Below are 15918 nucleotides of genomic sequence, written 5' to 3' on the forward strand. Positions count from 1 at the left end.
GACTTAAACGATGATAGCTTATTAGCCGGAAATGAAACAGAAGTTAACGATACAGGCGGAGACATTGATGAATTTACAGGCGGCGATATCGACGAGTAAAAGATTAGTAACAAATAATACAATTCACCTTAAAACATAAATAACATGAAAGCATTAAAAATTACATTCTTATTAGCACTATTAGTTACCATATTCACATCATGCACAGAGCAAGACTTAAACGATGATAGCTTATTAGCTGGAAATGAAACAGAAGTTAACGATACGGGCGGAGACATTGATGAGTTTACAGGCGGCGATATCGACGAGTAAAATATTAGTAACAAATAATACAATTCACCTTAAAACATATATAACATGAAAGCATTAAAAATCACATTCTTATTAGCACTATTGTTTACCGTATTCACTTCATGCACAGAGCAAGACTTAAACGATGATAGCTTATTAGCCGGAAATGAAACAGAAGTTAACGATACAGGCGGCGATATTGATGAATTTACAGGCGGCGATATCGACGAGTAAAATATTAGTAACAAATAATACAATTCACCTTAAAACATAAATAACATGAAAGCATTAAAAATTACATTCTTATTAGCACTATTGTTTACCGTATTCACTTCATGCACAGAGCAAGACTTAAACGATGATAGCTTATTAGCCGGAAATGAAACAGAAGTTAACGATACAGGCGGAGATATTGATGAATTTACAGGTGGCGATATCGACGAGTAAAATATTAGTAATAAATAATACAATTCACCTTAAAACATAAATAACATGAAAGCATTAAAAATTACATTCTTATTAGCACTATTAGTTACCATATTCACATCATGCACAGAGCAAGACTTAAACGATGATAGCTTATTAGCTGGAAATGAAACAGAAGTTAACGATACGGGCGGAGACATTGATGAGTTTACAGGCGGCGATATCGACGAGTAAAATATTAGTAACAAATAATACAATTCACCTTAAAACATATATAACATGAAAGCATTAAAAATCACATTCTTATTAGCACTATTAGTTACCATATTCACATCATGCACAGAGCAAGACTTAAACGATGATAGCTTATTAGCCGGAAATGAAACAGAAGTTAACGATACAGGCGGAGACATTGATGAATTTACAGGTGGCGATATCGACGAATAACTAGTTAAAAATTTAATCAACTAAGAAAATAATAATACATTTGAAGTAATCATAAAATGCATTATTGTTGAGACTCAGTATATTTATAATATTATTTATCTGTAATTTTTCCTTTAGCCAGCAGGAAGATGCATTTTTAGAAATAGATTCGTTAAAGAAAACCGTTTATAATAATAAAGAACAAGACTCTTCTTTAATCGCGGATACGGATTATTTAATAGCTCATACATTTAGAAAGAATACTACCTATGCCGATAGTGCATACTTTTACTACCAAAAAGCTGAAAAGATATATCGGAACTTAGGTGATAATTTTAAATTAGCCCGTACTATTTATGGTATTGCTGTTATATTAAAAAATGAAAAGGATTTTATAGGGAGTGAGGTTGCTAGTTTTGAAGCTATAGCTTTATTAGAGCCGCTTTATGAAACCAGATCGGTTATAGAAACCAAGTCTTATATTTATAATAATTTAGGTATTGTTTTTAAAGAATTAGATGAATTTGATGAATCTATAGAATACAATAAAAAATCTCTTGAATTAAAATATAGGTTAAATGTTAAAAGCAGTATTGATGCTTCTAAAAACAACTTAGCCAATACTTATAAAAAAAATAAGCAGTATAATCTAGCTCTAAATTATTACAGTGAAATTTTATCCAATAAGGATCTTGTTAAAGAACGTCCAAGGATATTTTCATTGGTGCTTGATAATTATGCACATACACGATTTCTTTCTGGTAACTTGAGAGAGCTTCCAGAGTTATATCACAAAGCTTTAGAAGTTAGTAATAGTGTAGGTAAAGACGATTACTACTCGATAATTATCAACCAACATTTGTCAGAATATTACTTCGACAATAAAAGAAATATTGACTCAGCAAGATACTACGCTTACAGAGCAAAAAATATTTCAGAAAAATATTACACAGACGATTTATTAAAATCCTTACTCTTACTATCTAAAATAGAAGAAGATCACAAGGCTGTAGAACACTTCAACGCTTATATTAAATTGAGTGATAGTCTACAAAAAAATGAACGTGCCATTCGTAATAAATTTGCACGTATTCGTTTTGAAACCGGACAGAAAGAAAAAGAAAATATACAACTAACCAAAGAACGGATGTGGTTGTTTATTATATCTGTTGTTGTTGTAATATCTTCATTTTTATTATATCTCGTAATAACACAAAGAAATAATAATATTGAATTAAAATTTGTTCAAAAACAACAAGAAACAAACGAAGAAATTTATAATCTAATGCTTTCTCAAAACGAAAGTATAGAAGAAGCTAGAGATTTGGAGAAAAAACGTATTTCTCAGGAGCTACACGATGGTGTTTTGGGGCGCTTATTTGGCACCCGTTTAAGTTTAGATAGCCTGAATAGAAACCATAGCGAGGAAGCTATTAAATCGCGAGATTTATATATAACCGAGTTAAAAACTATTGAAGATGAAATTCGAAAAGTATCTCACGAATTAAATACAGATTTTGTTTCAGGTTCAGGATTTATAGATATTATTAAAACGCTTGTCGAAACTCAAACATTGGCTTACGGTTTAGGTTATGATTTAAAGCATGATGAATCCATAAGTTGGGATGATGTTAACAATAAAAAGAAAATACATATTTATAGAATTATACAAGAAACAATGCATAATATTTACAAACATGCCAATGCAGTACATGTAAATATTAGTTTAGAATTAAAAAATGATGTAATTTGCTTGTCGATTATAGACGACGGTTCAGGTTATGATGTAGAGAAAGCAAGGTCGGGTATTGGTTTAAAAAACATGAACTCAAGGATTAACGAAATTAACGGTATATTAAAAATAACTTCAATTAAAAACCAGGGAACAACTGTAATGATTGAGGTACCAATGATCTAACCAAGAAAAATGATTGAAAAATTAAAAATATTAATGATCGATGATCACCCGATGATTATTGAAGGATATCAGAACACATTACTTTTTACTAAAAAAGAAAATCAAGAATTAGAAATAGATATCGCAAATAATTGTGATGAGGCCATTATGTATATGGATCAGGCAGTTGAGAAAAGTTTACCTTATAATGTGCTGTTTGTAGATATTAGTATACCACCTTCTAAAGATGGTATTATGAGTTCTGGAGAAGATTTAGCGGAGTATGCGAGAAAAGTGTTACCGAAAGCCAAAATCATTATTCTAACCATGTTTAATGAGTCTTTTAGAATACATAATATTATAAAAACCATCGATCCAGAAGGTTTTTTAATTAAAAGTGACTTAACATCAAGTGAATTGGCTAGTGCTTTTCAGGCTGTAATTAATAATCCGCCATTCTATAGTGGTACGGTTAACAACCATATTCGTAAATCTATTGTTAGTGATATTGTAATAGATGATAAGAATAGAAAAATACTTCATTTATTATCACAAGGTGTAAAAACTAAAAACCTAGCATCGCATTTAGATATCTCATTAAGCGCCGTAGAAAAGCGTAAAAGACAATTAAGAGATATTTTTGATGTGCAAGACGGTCAGGATGAGACCTTATTGAATGAAGCAAGGAAAAAAGGATTTGTGTAGTTTTTCTTACTAAAACGTTAAGTTTATAAGTTTTTTAGTAAAACTTTAATTTTTTTTTATTCCCGAAAGTAGCGCTATACTTCAATTGTCGTATTTATCCATAAATCCGTTACGGGTTTCCCGCAGTTTGAAAAGAAAAAATATTTTTATCTTTGATGCATCAACACTTCGAAAATTAATTAATCCCTCAATTTTTTTGTTGATAATAGCAATTTACATAAACCCTGTGGAGGTGAGAGACCCACAGGGTTTCTTCTTTATAATAGTTTAATAGGCAAAAATAGCACTTCCGTAGTCTATTAATATCCCAATAAAAAGGCCTAAATAAACAACAGCAACAACAAACTTTATAAACGTTGAGGTTAAAAAACCGATAAACGATCCAAAGGCTGCTTTTGTTGCGGTTTTAGCATCATTTTTATTAATAAGTTCTCCAATTAAGGCTCCAAAAAAAGGACCAATAATAATTCCTCCTGGAATAGGAGCAAATAAGCCTACAATAAGGCCTACCGTTGTACCTATTACTCCATATTTTGTTCCGCCAAAACGTTTTGTGCCAATAGCCGGAATAATATAATCGAGCACCCAAATAGCAATCGCGATAAGCAATGTTATAATTAGAAAAGATTTATTCATGGGTACAGCGTCCGTGAAATGTGCTATTAAAAGTCCAAACCAACTGGTTATTGGTCCGGGTAAAACAGGTAAAAAGCTCCCAATAATACCTAATAATATAAAAAGAGCGGCAATAATAATTAAAATAATATCCATATAAAGTGTTATGTTTTATAATAATAAGACGAAATACTATGCCAAATGTTACATTTTAAACTAAAAGATTAGTTTGAACTAAATATTTAGTTATATTTGTTGAACTAAGTTTTTAGTTGAATAAATAATTCTTATCAAAAATGAAACAACTTACTAAGGCAGAAGAAGATATTATGCAAATACTGTGGCAATTAGAAAAAGCCAATGTAAAGGCAATAATAGAGGAGTTTCCGGAGCCAAAACCAGCTTATAATACAGTATCGACTATTGTGCGTATTTTAGAAAGTAAAGGTTTTGTAGATTATGAAAAAGCAGGAAAAGGCCATGTGTATTTTCCGTTAATGCAACAACAGGATTATAGTAATCAATCTATAAATAAGTTAGTCGATAATTATTTTCAAGGATCATTTAAAAGCATGGTGTCTTTCTTTATGAAGAAAAATGATATTAGTTTAAACGAGCTAGAATCCGTGTTAAGCGAGATTAATAAAAAGGATAAATCATGATACATTATATTATTCAAACTATTGCTTTTCAGGTGTTCTTTTTACTCATTTACGATGTGTTCTTAAAGAAAGAAACCTTTTTTAACTGGAATAGGTTTTATTTAATAATCACGGCGTTAATGTCGTTAGTGATTCCTATTGTAGAGATTGAAAGTTTCAAAAATGTTGTTCCAGAAAATTATATCATTAGGTTACCTGCAGTTATTTTGGGGCAAACACAAGCAAATGTTAAAGCCGAACAAATAAATCAAACCATTTTACCTTCTAACTTTTCTGTTTTAGAATTAATATTTTATGTTGGTGTTGGAGTAGTAGTGTTACTGTTTATCTATAAGCTGAGTAAACTTGTAAGGTTAATTAAATCAAACCCTAAGGAATATAAAAAACAATTTATTATAGTAAGGCTTTTAAAAAGTAGTGCTTCATTTTCATTTTTTAAATACATTTTTTTAGGTGAAAGCCTTAGTTCCGAAGAAAAAATAATCATTTTAAAGCATGAAATAATACATGTAAAACACTGGCATAGTCTAGATTTAATGTGTTTTGAATTGTTACGCGTTCTATTTTGGTTCAATCCGTTAATTTATATTTATCAAAGTAGAATCACAGAATTGCACGAGTTCATCGCCGATGCGGAAGCTGTAAAAATAGAAGGGAAATCAATTTATTATCAAAGCTTATTAGCTCAAGTTTTCGATACCAAAAAAATATCATTCATCAATCCATTTTTTAATCAATCATTAATCAAAAAACGAATCGTTATGTTACAAAAATCAAAATCAAAACAAGTTTATTTATTTAAGTATGCACTGTTAGTTCCTATGGTTTTCGGTATGCTAGTTTATACCTCATGTGCTGATAATACTGGAGAGAAAGAAGTGCCCGAATTAATTAGTCCTGACAATAATCAAGAAACAAAGTTAGTTAAAACAGTTAACGAAGTAAAATATCAAATACAAATTCAAGGTGATATTAGTGATCAGGAAGAAAAAGGACTAGATCTTTTACTTCAAACTGTTAAAGGTTCTGGGTTAAGTAGCTCGTTGGTAAATGATGTGCAAGAATTTATAGCAAATAAAGATGAAACTAAACTAACTGAAAAAATTTCTTATGTCTTTGAGCAAATTCAAGCTAAAGGTGAAGTTAGCGAAGCGGAAACAAAAGCCTTAAAAGGTTTATTAATTTTAACTAGTGAAGATGGGTTTAATGATCCGTTTTTTGCTGATGTTTTAAATGATGTTGAAATACCTTTCGGAATTATCGACCAAGTACCTGTTTTTCCAGGTTGCGAAGATTTAGAGTCTAACGCTGATAAAAAAGCGTGTATGTCCAAAGGAGTTCAAAAGTTAGTTATTCAAAAGTTTAATACTGATTTAGCTGATGATTTAGGCTTGAAGGGTAGACAGCGAATTAATGTTATTTTCAAAATAAATAATGAAGGAGATGTTGTCGATGTTAGAGCTAGAGCACCGCATCCAGCATTATCTGAAGAGGCCATTCGAGTTATAAAAACACTACCTAAAATGATTCCCGGAGAACAAAAAGGTAAAAAGGTAAATGTACCTTATTCATTACCAATAGTTTTTCAAGTGCAGGAATAAAAATAAAATCAATACTATTTTTAAAACCGAAGTGGGAGCTTCGGTTTTTATTTTGCTTTAATTTTGGAAATAAAATGCCATACATCGCTATTAAGTGCCTTATTTTGAACAAAAAGAGTTTAAAAACCAAAAAAATCGTACTTTTCGGCTTTAGTTTTAATCTATGAAACAAATTTGTGTTTTTCTATCTGTTTTAATGCTTTGCTCTTGCGAGTATTTTAATGTGAAAAAAACATCATCAGAAGCTATTTTGAAAGAGGAACTACAAACCTTTAATTGGAATGATGTTGATGCTTATCCTAGTTTTTCGGAATGCGATTCGGTAGAAACTAAAACCGATAAAAAATCTTGTTTTGAAAATGTTTTGACACTGCATATTTGGGAGTTTTTACAACGCGAAAAAATTGTGGTCACTAAAGATGTTAGCGATACTATTATTTTAAGTTTTCGAGTCTCAGAAACAGGCGATTTAAAGCTAAATAATGCTAAAATAGATTCTGTAACGCGTCGTGAAATACCAGAAATAGAAAAGCTGCTGTATAAAAGCTTAGAACAATTACATCCTGTTTTTCCTGCAACAAAACGTGGACAACAAGTTAAAACTGAATTTCAGTTACCAATTATTATAGATATTCAGTAAACGTTTACAAACCAATTTCAAACTAGAACACGGAGTCTTTATTTTTTAAAGGTTCTGCCTTTCCAATTATAGGTTTTAAAAATAGATAAGAAAGCAATGTACACGCTAAAAAACGGATAGATAAAGAATGAAGGCATATAACTTTCAAAAACCTTTTTCTGATTGAAAAAAGTAGCCGTTTTACTTATTAAATAAAAATCGATATTGAATTTAATAACCAAAACATAAAACAAGGCTTTTAAAGGGAAGCACCCGAGTAGTAAAAGTATAATTACTGATATGGTTAAAACATTCATGAGTAAAACAATAAGGCCAGTAATTTTACCAAAACTACTATTGTATGCACTAGTTTTAGAAGCCCACCTTAAGCGTTGCTCTATTAAACTACCCCAAGTAGGTTGGGCATTTGTTTTAACTATGGCTTGCTCGCATTTTAAATAATGAAGCTCGTTGGCACGATTTTTAGCAATTTTTTCTAGCATAAAAACATCATCACCACTAGCAATATCTGTATTACCTTCAAAACCATTTATTGTTTTAAAGATGGCCTTTGTGTAGGCGAAATTGGCACCATTACATAAAAAGGGTTTTTTAATACCAAAGCCACCAATAGTTGCACCTTGTAAACTTAAAATATCTAAAGTTTGAAATCCGTTTAAAAAAGATTTCTCAAGATTGTAGGTTACTGGCGCCGCAATGCATGCTGTATTTGTGGTTTGGATAAATTCATCAAAACTATCGAGCCAATATTTTGGAAGATAACAATCGGCATCGGTAGTAACAATCCATTCATGCTCGGCTATGTTTATAGCTGTGGTAATAGCATCTTTTTTAGGTGAATGCGTTAATCGGTGGTTAGGAATAACTTTAAAATTCTGTTTCTTCTTATTATTAAAAAAAGATGTTATTATTTGCGAAGAATCATCGGTAGATTCATCGTCAATAAAAATAATTTCAAAAAGATGAGTTGGATAATTTAAGTTTTCAATAGATTCTAGTAATGCCGGCAGGTTTTCGGCTTCATTCCTAAAAGCAATTAAAACAGAGAATTTAGTTGTGTGTTCTAGGTTCTTTAAAGTAAAATCGGGAGTTTTACCAAAGCCATAAACAAACCGCCATATCAAAATGAGGTAAACTAAACTTATAGAAATGCTTAATAAAATCATGAGTTTGTTTGGGGTTTGGGCATTTTAAATTGGATTACAAAATAGCTTCCAATAAGACTTGGCAATACAAAGTTGAAAATCCACATAATGGTGATTACACTTAAAACTACCAATTCATTTACGCCCAGAAATTCAAACAAATATACGGCTACGCTTCCTTTAATCACAACATCAAAGATAAAAATTGTAGGAATAATAGACACGAGTAAATACATGGTTGTAATAACCATCATACTATCTAGATAGCTAATTTCAATTTGAAAAATTTGTAGTAAATAGAAAAATTGAAATGAAAAAATTGCATATCTCACAAGAGAAAGACTAAAACCAATACGTATTTTCTCTCTTGGAAAGTTCTTAATGAATACTTTTAGCTTTAGTAAAGGAGTCCATTTTATACCGATTTCATATTGTGCCAATCCTAACAAAATAAGGCTAACCGTAATTATGCCAATCACTACAGTTACAATAAGACGACCATAATTTGCTTCTAAATTGTAAGTATTAATAAAAGCAAATAAACCAATAGCTCCCAAAATAATGGTAATACTCATTTGTTGTAGGTTGCCTATTAAATTTGTAAGCATAACACGTTTGCGTAATTGGGGTAGGTAAAACATGGCTTTTGCTCCATATTCTCCAATACGGTTTGGTGTAATTAGTGATGCGGTTAAAGATCCTAAAGTTTGTTTTGTAGCTTGGTTTAAACTTGTTTTTTTTAAGGTTGAAATTAGAGTTTGCCATTTTATTATTTCAAAAAACCAATTAAAGCCGCTTAAAATCAATAGAATAAGAGTGTTTTGAATTGAAAAAATAGCCTTTGCCGATAGAAATGAAATAAAATTAGAGAAACTGAGTTCACTGTTGTAAGCTAATTTTTGATAGATAAAATAAAAAGCGACAACAACTATGCTCAATTTAATGAGCACAAAAAAGAATTGTTTAGTTTTGTGAAGTCGCATTCAATTAAAATAGTCTTCCATTTAGGTTTGGCAAATCGCATTCGTTTTTAGCCACTTTTCCGGAAGAATAAAGTGCAAATTAAATTAATATTATAACATGGCTCTTATTTTTAAATTTAATAAGCAAAAGCTAATCGCTTTAGTTTTTGTTTTATTTTCATATTTAGGTTTTTCTCAAAGTGATACTAGCACATTTAAAGCACAGTTTGCCTTAGGTGTTAATAGTCCGTCGAGCAACGGTTTTGTAACTAATTTTGAAGCAAATAGTGTTAATTTTCCAACTATTAATTTAGGCTTACAATATATGTTTAAGCCTTTATTTGGTTTAAAGTTAGATTTGGGTTACAACCGATTTTCTAGTGCAGAAAACTCACCAGAATTTAAAACCAATTATACACGTGTTAATGCGCAATTGGTTTACAATGCATCCAACGTTTTAGGTTTATATAACAATCTGGGCATATTTGCTCATGCAGGTCCTGGTATCTCCATGATAAAACCATTGGGAGATTATGGTGAAAACAAAACGAGCTATTTAAACGCTATGGCAGGTTTGGAGTTTCATTATGCGGTTTCAGAAAAATTATCACTGTATTTAGATACGGCTTATATTTTAGGGTTCGGGAAAGATTTTGACCCAGTAAATGATGGTTTTGGTTCGTTTAACGGAAATTTATTAACCATAACCCTTGGTGCATCTATTTCGCTAAGTGGTTGTCAATATTGCGGACAATGAAGCAGGAAAGAATTATTTTAGGTATCGACCCGGGTACAACCATTATGGGTTTCGGACTTATAAAAGTGGTTGGTAAAAAAATGGAGTTTTTGCAATTAAACGAGTTGGATTTAAAAAAATACAGCGATCATTATTTAAAATTAAAACTCATTTTTGAGCGTACTATAGAACTTATAGAAACGCATAATCCAGACGAAATTGCTATTGAAGCACCATTTTTTGGTAAAAATGTACAAAGTATGCTTAAGCTCGGTCGGGCTCAAGGTGTAGCTATGGCTGCAGGTTTAAGTCGCGAAATACCAATAACGGAGTATTTGCCTAAAAAAATAAAAATGGCCATTACTGGGAATGGAAACGCTAGTAAGGAGCAAGTTGCTAAAATGTTGCAAAGTGTGCTAGGTTTAAAAACGCTACCAAAAAATCTGGATTCTACCGATGGATTGGCAGCGGCGGTTTGTCATTTTTATAACTCGAGTAGAGTGGAAGTAGGTAAAAGTTACACCGGTTGGGATGCTTTTGTAAAACAGAATGCAACCCGAGTTACTAAACGAACTTTAAAAAAATAAGTGCTAGAAATAAATAATACTCAAAACAGTGGCAATTCCGAGACATCGGAACAAAAAGCAGGCGCCATTTATATTCATATTCCGTTTTGTAAACAAGCTTGTTTTTACTGCGATTTTCATTTTTCTACATCATTAAAAAAGAAGGATGAATTAATTCAATGCTTAGTAAAAGAGTTAGAATTAAGAACAAGTAAATTTGATGCGGTTACTGTAGAAACCATTTATTTTGGAGGAGGAACACCAAGTTTATTATCTACTGAAGAGATTCAGCTTTTAATAGACACAGTTTATAATAATTACAAAGTTGTAGACAATCCGGAAATAACTTTGGAAGCTAACCCGGACGATTTATCAACAGAAGTTATTCTTCAGTTAGCAAAAAGCCCAATAAATCGATTAAGCATTGGAATTCAATCTTTTTTCGAAGACGATTTAAAAAGCATGAATCGCGCTCACAACAAAGAAGAAGCCTTGCGTTGTTTGGAAGAAGCAACCAAGTATTTTGATAATATTACTATCGATTTAATTTACGGGATTCCAAATATGAGTTTACAAAAATGGAACGAAAACTTAGAGATTGCTTTAAATTTCGGTATTAATCATATTTCTAGTTATGCTTTAACGGTAGAACCAAAAACGGCCTTAGATACGTTTGTTAAAAACGGAAGCTATCCGCCAATAGACGAGGCTTTAGCTTTAGAGCATTTTAACCATTTGGTTGAAAAAACGGAAGCGAATGGTTTTGTACATTATGAAATTTCAAACTTCGGAAAACCTAATTATTTCTCTAAACACAACACCAGTTATTGGCAAGGGAAACCGTATTTAGGTATTGGTCCGTCGGCACATTCTTTTTATGAAAACGAACGGAGTTGGCATGTGGCTAATAATACAAAATACATACAAGCTATTCAAAAAAACGAATTGCCTAATACCTTAGAAATCCTTTCTAAAGAAGATCAATTTAATGAATACGTGATGACGGGTTTGAGAACCATTTGGGGTGTTTCATTTAACAGAGTTCAGGCTGAATTTGGAAATGTATTTCTTCAGCATTTAAAAAAATATTCAGATAAATTTATAAAAGAAAACTTGTTAGTTATTTCTAATAAAAAAGAGCAAATGTCTCAAAGTAAATTGGATACCGATTTAAAAAGTAACGCGAGTAGCCAAATTTTGAAAACAACCCAAAAAGGTAAGTTTCTTGTTGACGGAATTGCTTCCGAATTATTCATGATTTAACTATATTTGATGATATGCAAACAACAATTCAATATAATTCCAGAAAACTTCAAATAGATTTAAAAAAGCCTATAGATATTTCAATCGCAATTCAGGCTTCTAGTAACAGCGTAAATGCATGGTACATCGATGGACCAAAAATTGAGCCTGCAGTAGATGGCGAGTGGATTGCAAGTGTGAAAGAAGGTGCGGCGGTTAATTTTAATAACATCAATTTTAATCCGCATGCGCATGGTACGCATACCGAATGCGTTGGGCATATTACCGAAAAGGTACATTCTATTAACCAAAACTTAAAGCAGTTTTTCTTTTTGGCAGAGGTTATTACTGTAGCGCCAGAACGTTTAGATGACGATTTTGTTATTTCTAAAAAGCAATTACAATATGCTTTAGGGAATAAAAAACGTGATGCTGTAATAATACGTACATTGCCAAATACAAAAGGGAAATTATCGCGTCAATACTCTAATACAAACCCAACTTATATATTAGAAGAAGCTGCTATTTACTTGCGTGAAAAAGGTGTAAAACATTTATTGGTAGATTTACCAAGTGTTGATAAGGAAAAGGATGAAGGCGAGCTTTTATCGCATAATGCCTTTTGGAATACCAGCGGAAAATTACGGATGGACGCTACAATAACTGAATTTATTTATGTAGATAATAGCGTGGAAGATGGTGAGTATTTTTTAAACTTACAAATAGCATCTTTTGAAAATGATGCAAGCCCAAGTAAACCTATTTTGTATAAAGCAGAGCCAGTTTAATAATTTTTGGAACAAAACTTGATTTCAAAAAACTAAAAACGAATTAATGGAAGCATTTTTAGGTATAATAATTGGCATTTTAACAACAATGGGTGTGGTAACTTATACCAAATCGATTAAAAAGAAAAGCTTGGTAAACGCACAGTCGGTTTTATTGCTAGATAAAATTAAAAAAGTGTGCAAGTTTATTACGGTTGAAGGTGATTTTGCTGAAATTTACCATTATGAAGATGTAAAAGAACGTTTTTTAAAACTGGTAAGTAGCCGAAAAAAAGCTTTGGTTATTATTAATGCTAAAGCCCATGTGGGTTACGATTTGGCTAAAATTGATTTAACGGCAGATACTGAAAATAAAAAGATTGTTTTAGAACATTTTCCGCAACCCGAAATTTTATCGATAGAAACAAACTTAAATTATTACGATAAATCTGACGGTATTTTTAACCGCTTTGAAGCTTCAGATTTAACGGGTTTACACCAAGAGGCCAAATTACATATACAAGAGAAAGTACCACAAAGCGGACTGATAGAAATAGCTCAAAAAGAAGCTTTAGAAACCATTTTACTTATGGAAACTATAGTTGAAACTATTGGGTGGAAGCTGGATTATTCAGCTTTAAAAATTGAAGAAAAAGGTACAAAGTTGATTAAATAAATTATTTCATCATGATTGAAATTTCAACAGGTAAAAGTAAACTTCAAATAGATGTTATTCATCAGTTTATCACCAATGCCTATTGGGCAAAAGGCAGAACGGTTGCTGAGGTTAAAAAAACAATAGAACATTGTTTTTGTTTTGGTGTATATTTAGATGATAAGCAAATTGGTTTTGCAAGAGTAGCCACAGATTATACGGTTTTCGCCTATTTAATGGATGTTTTTATTCTTGAAGAACATCGCGGAAAAGGCTATTCAAAAGCGTTAATTGCACGTATACATGAAGCCGAAGAATTAAAATCATGCAAAGTATGGATGTTAAAGACGGCCGATGCTCATGGTTTGTATAAACAGTTTGGTTATACAGCGTTAATGAATCCAGAAAAAGTAATGGAGCGAATTTTGAAATGATTTTCAACTTAAAACCGTTAAAATGAATATTGAACAACTTCGCAATTACTGCTTGAGCAAAAAAGGAACTACAGAAGACTTTCCATTTGATGAAGATACTTTGGTGTTTAAAGTACTGGGGAAAATGTTTGTTTTGGCAGGCTTGTCAAAATGGGAGCGTGGCGAAGCATCCATAAACTTAAAAGCAGATCCTGAATACTCCCAAGAATTACGCGCAGAATATGAAAGTATACGCCCAGGATTTCATATGAGTAAAAAACATTGGAATACTATTTATATGCACGAAGGAGAATTATCTCCTGAATTTATCTATAAACTTATCGATCATTCTTACGATATGGTCTTAAAAGGAATGAGTATAAAAGTGCGAAACACGTTGCTTGATTGAAATGTATGTATTTTTAATTTAGTTATTTTGTTGTATGTTTGTGTGAATCTCTCTCTCTCTCTTCGCAATAAAATTTTAGCATAATCTATCTAGGCTTCTAAGCCTTAAAGTCGTAATTAATTAACCATTATATTAACTTTAAAACTAACAGATTATGAAAAAAACGAGTAAATTATTCGCTACAATTGCTGTGTTATTATTGTTTTGCGTAACAACTCTTCAAGCACAAGAAAAAAAAGAAGTAAAGTATGTTACAGTAACTAAAAGTCATTGGAATCTCGATAAGAAAGATTTTAAAATGTCCGAATGGAAGGCTGCTGAAAAAGAATACTTAGACAAAGTAATCAAGAAAAATGAATATATTTTGAGTGCTTCAACATATATACACAACTTAACGCCCGATAATACTGAAGTTTTAAGCTCTATGAGTTACGCTTCCTGGGAAGATATAGACAAGCAAGTAGAACGAAGTGCTGAGCTTGAGAAAGAGGCTTGGCCAGATGAAGCTGAAAGAAAAGCATTTTTGCAAAATTTAAATTCATACTATTCTAATCAACATTCCGATGAGATTTATAGTTCGCTTTTTGGGGCAAAGTTTTTAACTGAAAGACCCACTAAAGACATGGTGCCTTACGTTCGAAAAAGTTATTTGGCATTTCCAAAAGATGGGACTATGAAAGAGTTTGAGGACTTAAGATTAGAAGGTAACACAATTATCACTCAAAAAAACGAATATATTAAGGGGTATTTTCCTTATGTTCATGCTTGGGGAGCCGATAAAACCGAATATATAGAGGCTTATTTTTTAGATTCACTGGCAGATATAGAAAACATGTTTGATGAAGATGATGAGTTGTTTAAAGCTGGTTATGCAAGGAGTGAAGCGAATAAGGTTAAATTAGAAACGTGGGGTACGTATTTTACGGGTGTTCATGGAGATTATGTGTATACTTTTATTCACGACCTTTTAAAATAAATAATTAGTATTATAATGTTAAAAAAGGACGCGCTATGCGTTCTTTTTTATTTAATAAAAATATTACAGAATCCTAAATTTGTACAATCCTCGATTTTGCTGTACTATTGCAAAAATCAAAATTATACTTATGAGCGTTTTACAAACATTACAAGAGCGAAGCAATTCTAGTTGCGAATTATGTACTTCTAAAGAAGACTTAAACCAATATACAATTCCGCCATCGTTGAACGAAAATGTAGGGAACGATGTTTTGGTTTGTAAAACTTGTTTAGATCAAATTAACGGTGATGTAGATATGGATGCTAACCACTGGCGTTGTTTAAACGATAGTATGTGGAGTGAGCATGTTGCTGTGCAAATTATGGCGTGGCGTATGTTACAAAGGTTAAGAAATGAAGGTTGGCCAAAGGATTTGTTGGATATGATGTATCTTGATGATGATGCTATGGCTTTAGCAAGAGCTACTGGAGAGCATGAAGATGCTGCAAGTAAAATTATTCATCGTGATGTAAACGGTGTTATTTTAGAAGCAGGAGATAATGTAGTGTTAATAAAAGATTTAAAAGTGAAAGGTTCTAGCATGGTTGCCAAACAAGGTACAGCTGTTAGAAATATTAGATTAGATCATGAAAATGCTGAGTTTATAGAAGGTAAAGTTGGACCAACACAAATTGTAATTATTACAAAGTATGTGAAGAAAACATAATTTTTATTCAACTTAAAAATATTTAAACGGTTAAAGTTTTATTGATAATTTCAATAAAGTTTTAATCGTTTTTTT

Annotated in this window: 22 protein-coding genes; 19 read left to right on the forward strand and 3 right to left on the reverse strand. The window is 31.6% G+C overall.

Annotated elements, in window-relative coordinates; all coding sequences use genetic code 11:
- Window positions 1-144 precede the first annotated feature (144 nt).
- The 7 genes from V6246_RS14685 (at window position 145) to V6246_RS14715 (ending at window position 3745) form a co-directional block, all read left to right on the forward strand.
- Window positions 145-312, forward strand: a complete 168-nt coding sequence (locus tag V6246_RS14685) for a hypothetical protein (RefSeq protein WP_341560703.1) — start codon at window positions 145-147, stop codon at window positions 310-312.
- A 45-nt stretch (window positions 313-357) separates the two neighbouring features.
- Window positions 358-525, forward strand: a complete 168-nt coding sequence (locus tag V6246_RS14690; protein WP_341561189.1) for a hypothetical protein — start codon at window positions 358-360, stop codon at window positions 523-525.
- A 45-nt stretch (window positions 526-570) separates the two neighbouring features.
- The gene (locus V6246_RS14695) at window positions 571-738 is read left to right on the forward strand and encodes a hypothetical protein (protein ID WP_341561189.1); all 168 of its coding nucleotides are present in this window, start codon (window positions 571-573) and stop codon (window positions 736-738) included.
- A 45-nt stretch (window positions 739-783) separates the two neighbouring features.
- Complete coding sequence (locus V6246_RS14700; protein ID WP_341560703.1) at window positions 784-951, forward strand: hypothetical protein; 168 nt, start codon at window positions 784-786, stop codon at window positions 949-951.
- A gap of 45 nt (window positions 952-996) precedes the next feature.
- Window positions 997-1164, forward strand: a complete 168-nt coding sequence (locus V6246_RS14705) for a hypothetical protein (RefSeq protein ID WP_341560703.1) — start codon at window positions 997-999, stop codon at window positions 1162-1164.
- A gap of 67 nt (window positions 1165-1231) precedes the next feature.
- Window positions 1232-3061 (forward strand): ATP-binding protein, encoded by a 1830-nt coding sequence (locus tag V6246_RS14710; RefSeq protein WP_341561190.1) that lies wholly within the window; start codon window positions 1232-1234, stop codon window positions 3059-3061.
- A gap of 9 nt (window positions 3062-3070) precedes the next feature.
- Complete coding sequence (locus V6246_RS14715) at window positions 3071-3745, forward strand: DNA-binding response regulator (protein WP_341561191.1); 675 nt, start codon at window positions 3071-3073, stop codon at window positions 3743-3745.
- 267 nt (window positions 3746-4012) lie between these two features.
- Here V6246_RS14715 and V6246_RS14720 read toward each other — a convergent pair whose 3' ends face one another.
- A complete protein-coding gene (locus V6246_RS14720; RefSeq protein WP_159019094.1) occupies window positions 4013-4516 on the reverse strand; it encodes a DUF456 domain-containing protein in 504 nt (167 codons plus the stop codon).
- Window positions 4517-4656: 140 nt separating this feature from the next.
- Here V6246_RS14720 and V6246_RS14725 point away from each other — a divergent pair, with 140 nt between their 5' ends.
- The 3 genes from V6246_RS14725 (at window position 4657) to V6246_RS14735 (ending at window position 7263) form a co-directional block, all read left to right on the forward strand.
- On the forward strand, window positions 4657-5022 hold the full coding sequence (locus V6246_RS14725; RefSeq protein WP_042496832.1) for a BlaI/MecI/CopY family transcriptional regulator: 366 nt from the start codon (window positions 4657-4659) through the stop codon (window positions 5020-5022).
- On the forward strand, window positions 5019-6623 hold the full coding sequence (locus V6246_RS14730; RefSeq protein WP_341561194.1) for a M56 family metallopeptidase: 1605 nt from the start codon (window positions 5019-5021) through the stop codon (window positions 6621-6623). Before V6246_RS14725 ends, V6246_RS14730 begins: the two co-directional genes overlap by 4 nt.
- Before the next feature lie 163 nt (window positions 6624-6786).
- Complete coding sequence (locus tag V6246_RS14735; protein WP_341561196.1) at window positions 6787-7263, forward strand: hypothetical protein; 477 nt, start codon at window positions 6787-6789, stop codon at window positions 7261-7263.
- Between the two features lie 38 nt (window positions 7264-7301).
- On the opposite strand, the gene V6246_RS14740 is transcribed toward V6246_RS14735, so the two are convergent.
- Both V6246_RS14740 and V6246_RS14745 read right to left on the reverse strand, forming a co-directional pair.
- Entirely contained in the window at window positions 7302-8429 is a 1128-nt protein-coding gene (locus V6246_RS14740; RefSeq protein ID WP_341561198.1) for a glycosyltransferase family 2 protein, read from the reverse strand.
- On the reverse strand, window positions 8426-9391 hold the full coding sequence (locus V6246_RS14745) for a hypothetical protein (protein ID WP_445819001.1): 966 nt from the start codon (window positions 9389-9391) through the stop codon (window positions 8426-8428). Before V6246_RS14745 ends, V6246_RS14740 begins: the two co-directional genes overlap by 4 nt.
- A gap of 97 nt (window positions 9392-9488) precedes the next feature.
- Here V6246_RS14745 and V6246_RS14750 point away from each other — a divergent pair, with 97 nt between their 5' ends.
- The 9 genes from V6246_RS14750 to V6246_RS14790 all read left to right on the forward strand — a co-directional run bounded on the left by V6246_RS14750 (window position 9489) and on the right by V6246_RS14790 (window position 15843).
- The gene (locus tag V6246_RS14750) at window positions 9489-10127 is read left to right on the forward strand and encodes an outer membrane beta-barrel protein (RefSeq protein ID WP_341561202.1); all 639 of its coding nucleotides are present in this window, start codon (window positions 9489-9491) and stop codon (window positions 10125-10127) included.
- Entirely contained in the window at window positions 10124-10693 is a 570-nt protein-coding gene (ruvC, locus tag V6246_RS14755) for a crossover junction endodeoxyribonuclease RuvC (protein WP_042504451.1), read from the forward strand. Before V6246_RS14750 ends, ruvC begins: the two co-directional genes overlap by 4 nt.
- Before the next feature lie 9 nt (window positions 10694-10702).
- Entirely contained in the window at window positions 10703-11935 is a 1233-nt protein-coding gene (gene hemW / locus V6246_RS14760) for a radical SAM family heme chaperone HemW (RefSeq protein WP_341561411.1), read from the forward strand.
- A 14-nt stretch (window positions 11936-11949) separates the two neighbouring features.
- Window positions 11950-12702 carry a cyclase family protein gene (locus V6246_RS14765; RefSeq protein ID WP_042504450.1) on the forward strand — a complete coding sequence of 251 codons (753 nt, stop codon included), beginning with the start codon at window positions 11950-11952 and terminating at the stop codon, window positions 12700-12702.
- Window positions 12703-12748: 46 nt separating this feature from the next.
- Window positions 12749-13357: a DUF4230 domain-containing protein gene (locus V6246_RS14770; RefSeq protein WP_341561204.1), complete on the forward strand. Its 609-nt coding sequence runs from the start codon at window positions 12749-12751 to the stop codon at window positions 13355-13357.
- A gap of 11 nt (window positions 13358-13368) precedes the next feature.
- Window positions 13369-13770 (forward strand): GNAT family N-acetyltransferase, encoded by a 402-nt coding sequence (locus V6246_RS14775; RefSeq protein WP_341561205.1) that lies wholly within the window; start codon window positions 13369-13371, stop codon window positions 13768-13770.
- 22 nt (window positions 13771-13792) lie between these two features.
- A complete protein-coding gene (locus V6246_RS14780; protein ID WP_341561206.1) occupies window positions 13793-14158 on the forward strand; it encodes an MmcQ/YjbR family DNA-binding protein in 366 nt (121 codons plus the stop codon).
- Window positions 14159-14312: 154 nt separating this feature from the next.
- A complete protein-coding gene (locus V6246_RS14785) occupies window positions 14313-15134 on the forward strand; it encodes a hypothetical protein (protein ID WP_341561208.1) in 822 nt (273 codons plus the stop codon).
- A 130-nt stretch (window positions 15135-15264) separates the two neighbouring features.
- Window positions 15265-15843 carry a PhnA domain-containing protein gene (locus V6246_RS14790; RefSeq protein WP_042496858.1) on the forward strand — a complete coding sequence of 193 codons (579 nt, stop codon included), beginning with the start codon at window positions 15265-15267 and terminating at the stop codon, window positions 15841-15843.
- The last annotated feature ends 75 nt before the right edge of the window (window positions 15844-15918 follow it).

The sequence above is a fragment of the Algibacter sp. TI.3.09 genome, assembly GCF_038154905.1.
GTDB lineage: Bacteria > Bacteroidota > Bacteroidia > Flavobacteriales > Flavobacteriaceae > Algibacter.

Coding starts and splice junctions, on each gene's coding strand:
- V6246_RS14685 (WP_341560703.1), top strand. CDS start 145: ATGAAAGCATTAAAAATTACATTCTTATTAGCACTATTAGTTACCATA.
- V6246_RS14690 (WP_341561189.1), top strand. CDS start 358: ATGAAAGCATTAAAAATCACATTCTTATTAGCACTATTGTTTACCGTA.
- V6246_RS14695 (WP_341561189.1), top strand. CDS start 571: ATGAAAGCATTAAAAATTACATTCTTATTAGCACTATTGTTTACCGTA.
- V6246_RS14700 (WP_341560703.1), top strand. CDS start 784: ATGAAAGCATTAAAAATTACATTCTTATTAGCACTATTAGTTACCATA.
- V6246_RS14705 (WP_341560703.1), top strand. CDS start 997: ATGAAAGCATTAAAAATCACATTCTTATTAGCACTATTAGTTACCATA.
- V6246_RS14715 (WP_341561191.1), top strand. CDS start 3,071: ATGATTGAAAAATTAAAAATATTAATGATCGATGATCACCCGATGATT.
- V6246_RS14720 (WP_159019094.1), bottom strand. CDS start 4,516: ATGGATATTATTTTAATTATTATTGCCGCTCTTTTTATATTATTAGGT.
- V6246_RS14725 (WP_042496832.1), top strand. CDS start 4,657: ATGAAACAACTTACTAAGGCAGAAGAAGATATTATGCAAATACTGTGG.
- V6246_RS14730 (WP_341561194.1), top strand. CDS start 5,019: ATGATACATTATATTATTCAAACTATTGCTTTTCAGGTGTTCTTTTTA.
- V6246_RS14735 (WP_341561196.1), top strand. CDS start 6,787: ATGAAACAAATTTGTGTTTTTCTATCTGTTTTAATGCTTTGCTCTTGC.
- V6246_RS14740 (WP_341561198.1), bottom strand. CDS start 8,429: ATGATTTTATTAAGCATTTCTATAAGTTTAGTTTACCTCATTTTGATA.
- V6246_RS14745 (WP_445819001.1), bottom strand. CDS start 9,391: ATGCGACTTCACAAAACTAAACAATTCTTTTTTGTGCTCATTAAATTG.
- V6246_RS14750 (WP_341561202.1), top strand. CDS start 9,489: ATGGCTCTTATTTTTAAATTTAATAAGCAAAAGCTAATCGCTTTAGTT.
- ruvC (WP_042504451.1), top strand. CDS start 10,124: ATGAAGCAGGAAAGAATTATTTTAGGTATCGACCCGGGTACAACCATT.
- V6246_RS14765 (WP_042504450.1), top strand. CDS start 11,950: ATGCAAACAACAATTCAATATAATTCCAGAAAACTTCAAATAGATTTA.
- V6246_RS14770 (WP_341561204.1), top strand. CDS start 12,749: ATGGAAGCATTTTTAGGTATAATAATTGGCATTTTAACAACAATGGGT.
- V6246_RS14775 (WP_341561205.1), top strand. CDS start 13,369: ATGATTGAAATTTCAACAGGTAAAAGTAAACTTCAAATAGATGTTATT.
- V6246_RS14780 (WP_341561206.1), top strand. CDS start 13,793: ATGAATATTGAACAACTTCGCAATTACTGCTTGAGCAAAAAAGGAACT.
- V6246_RS14785 (WP_341561208.1), top strand. CDS start 14,313: ATGAAAAAAACGAGTAAATTATTCGCTACAATTGCTGTGTTATTATTG.
- V6246_RS14790 (WP_042496858.1), top strand. CDS start 15,265: ATGAGCGTTTTACAAACATTACAAGAGCGAAGCAATTCTAGTTGCGAA.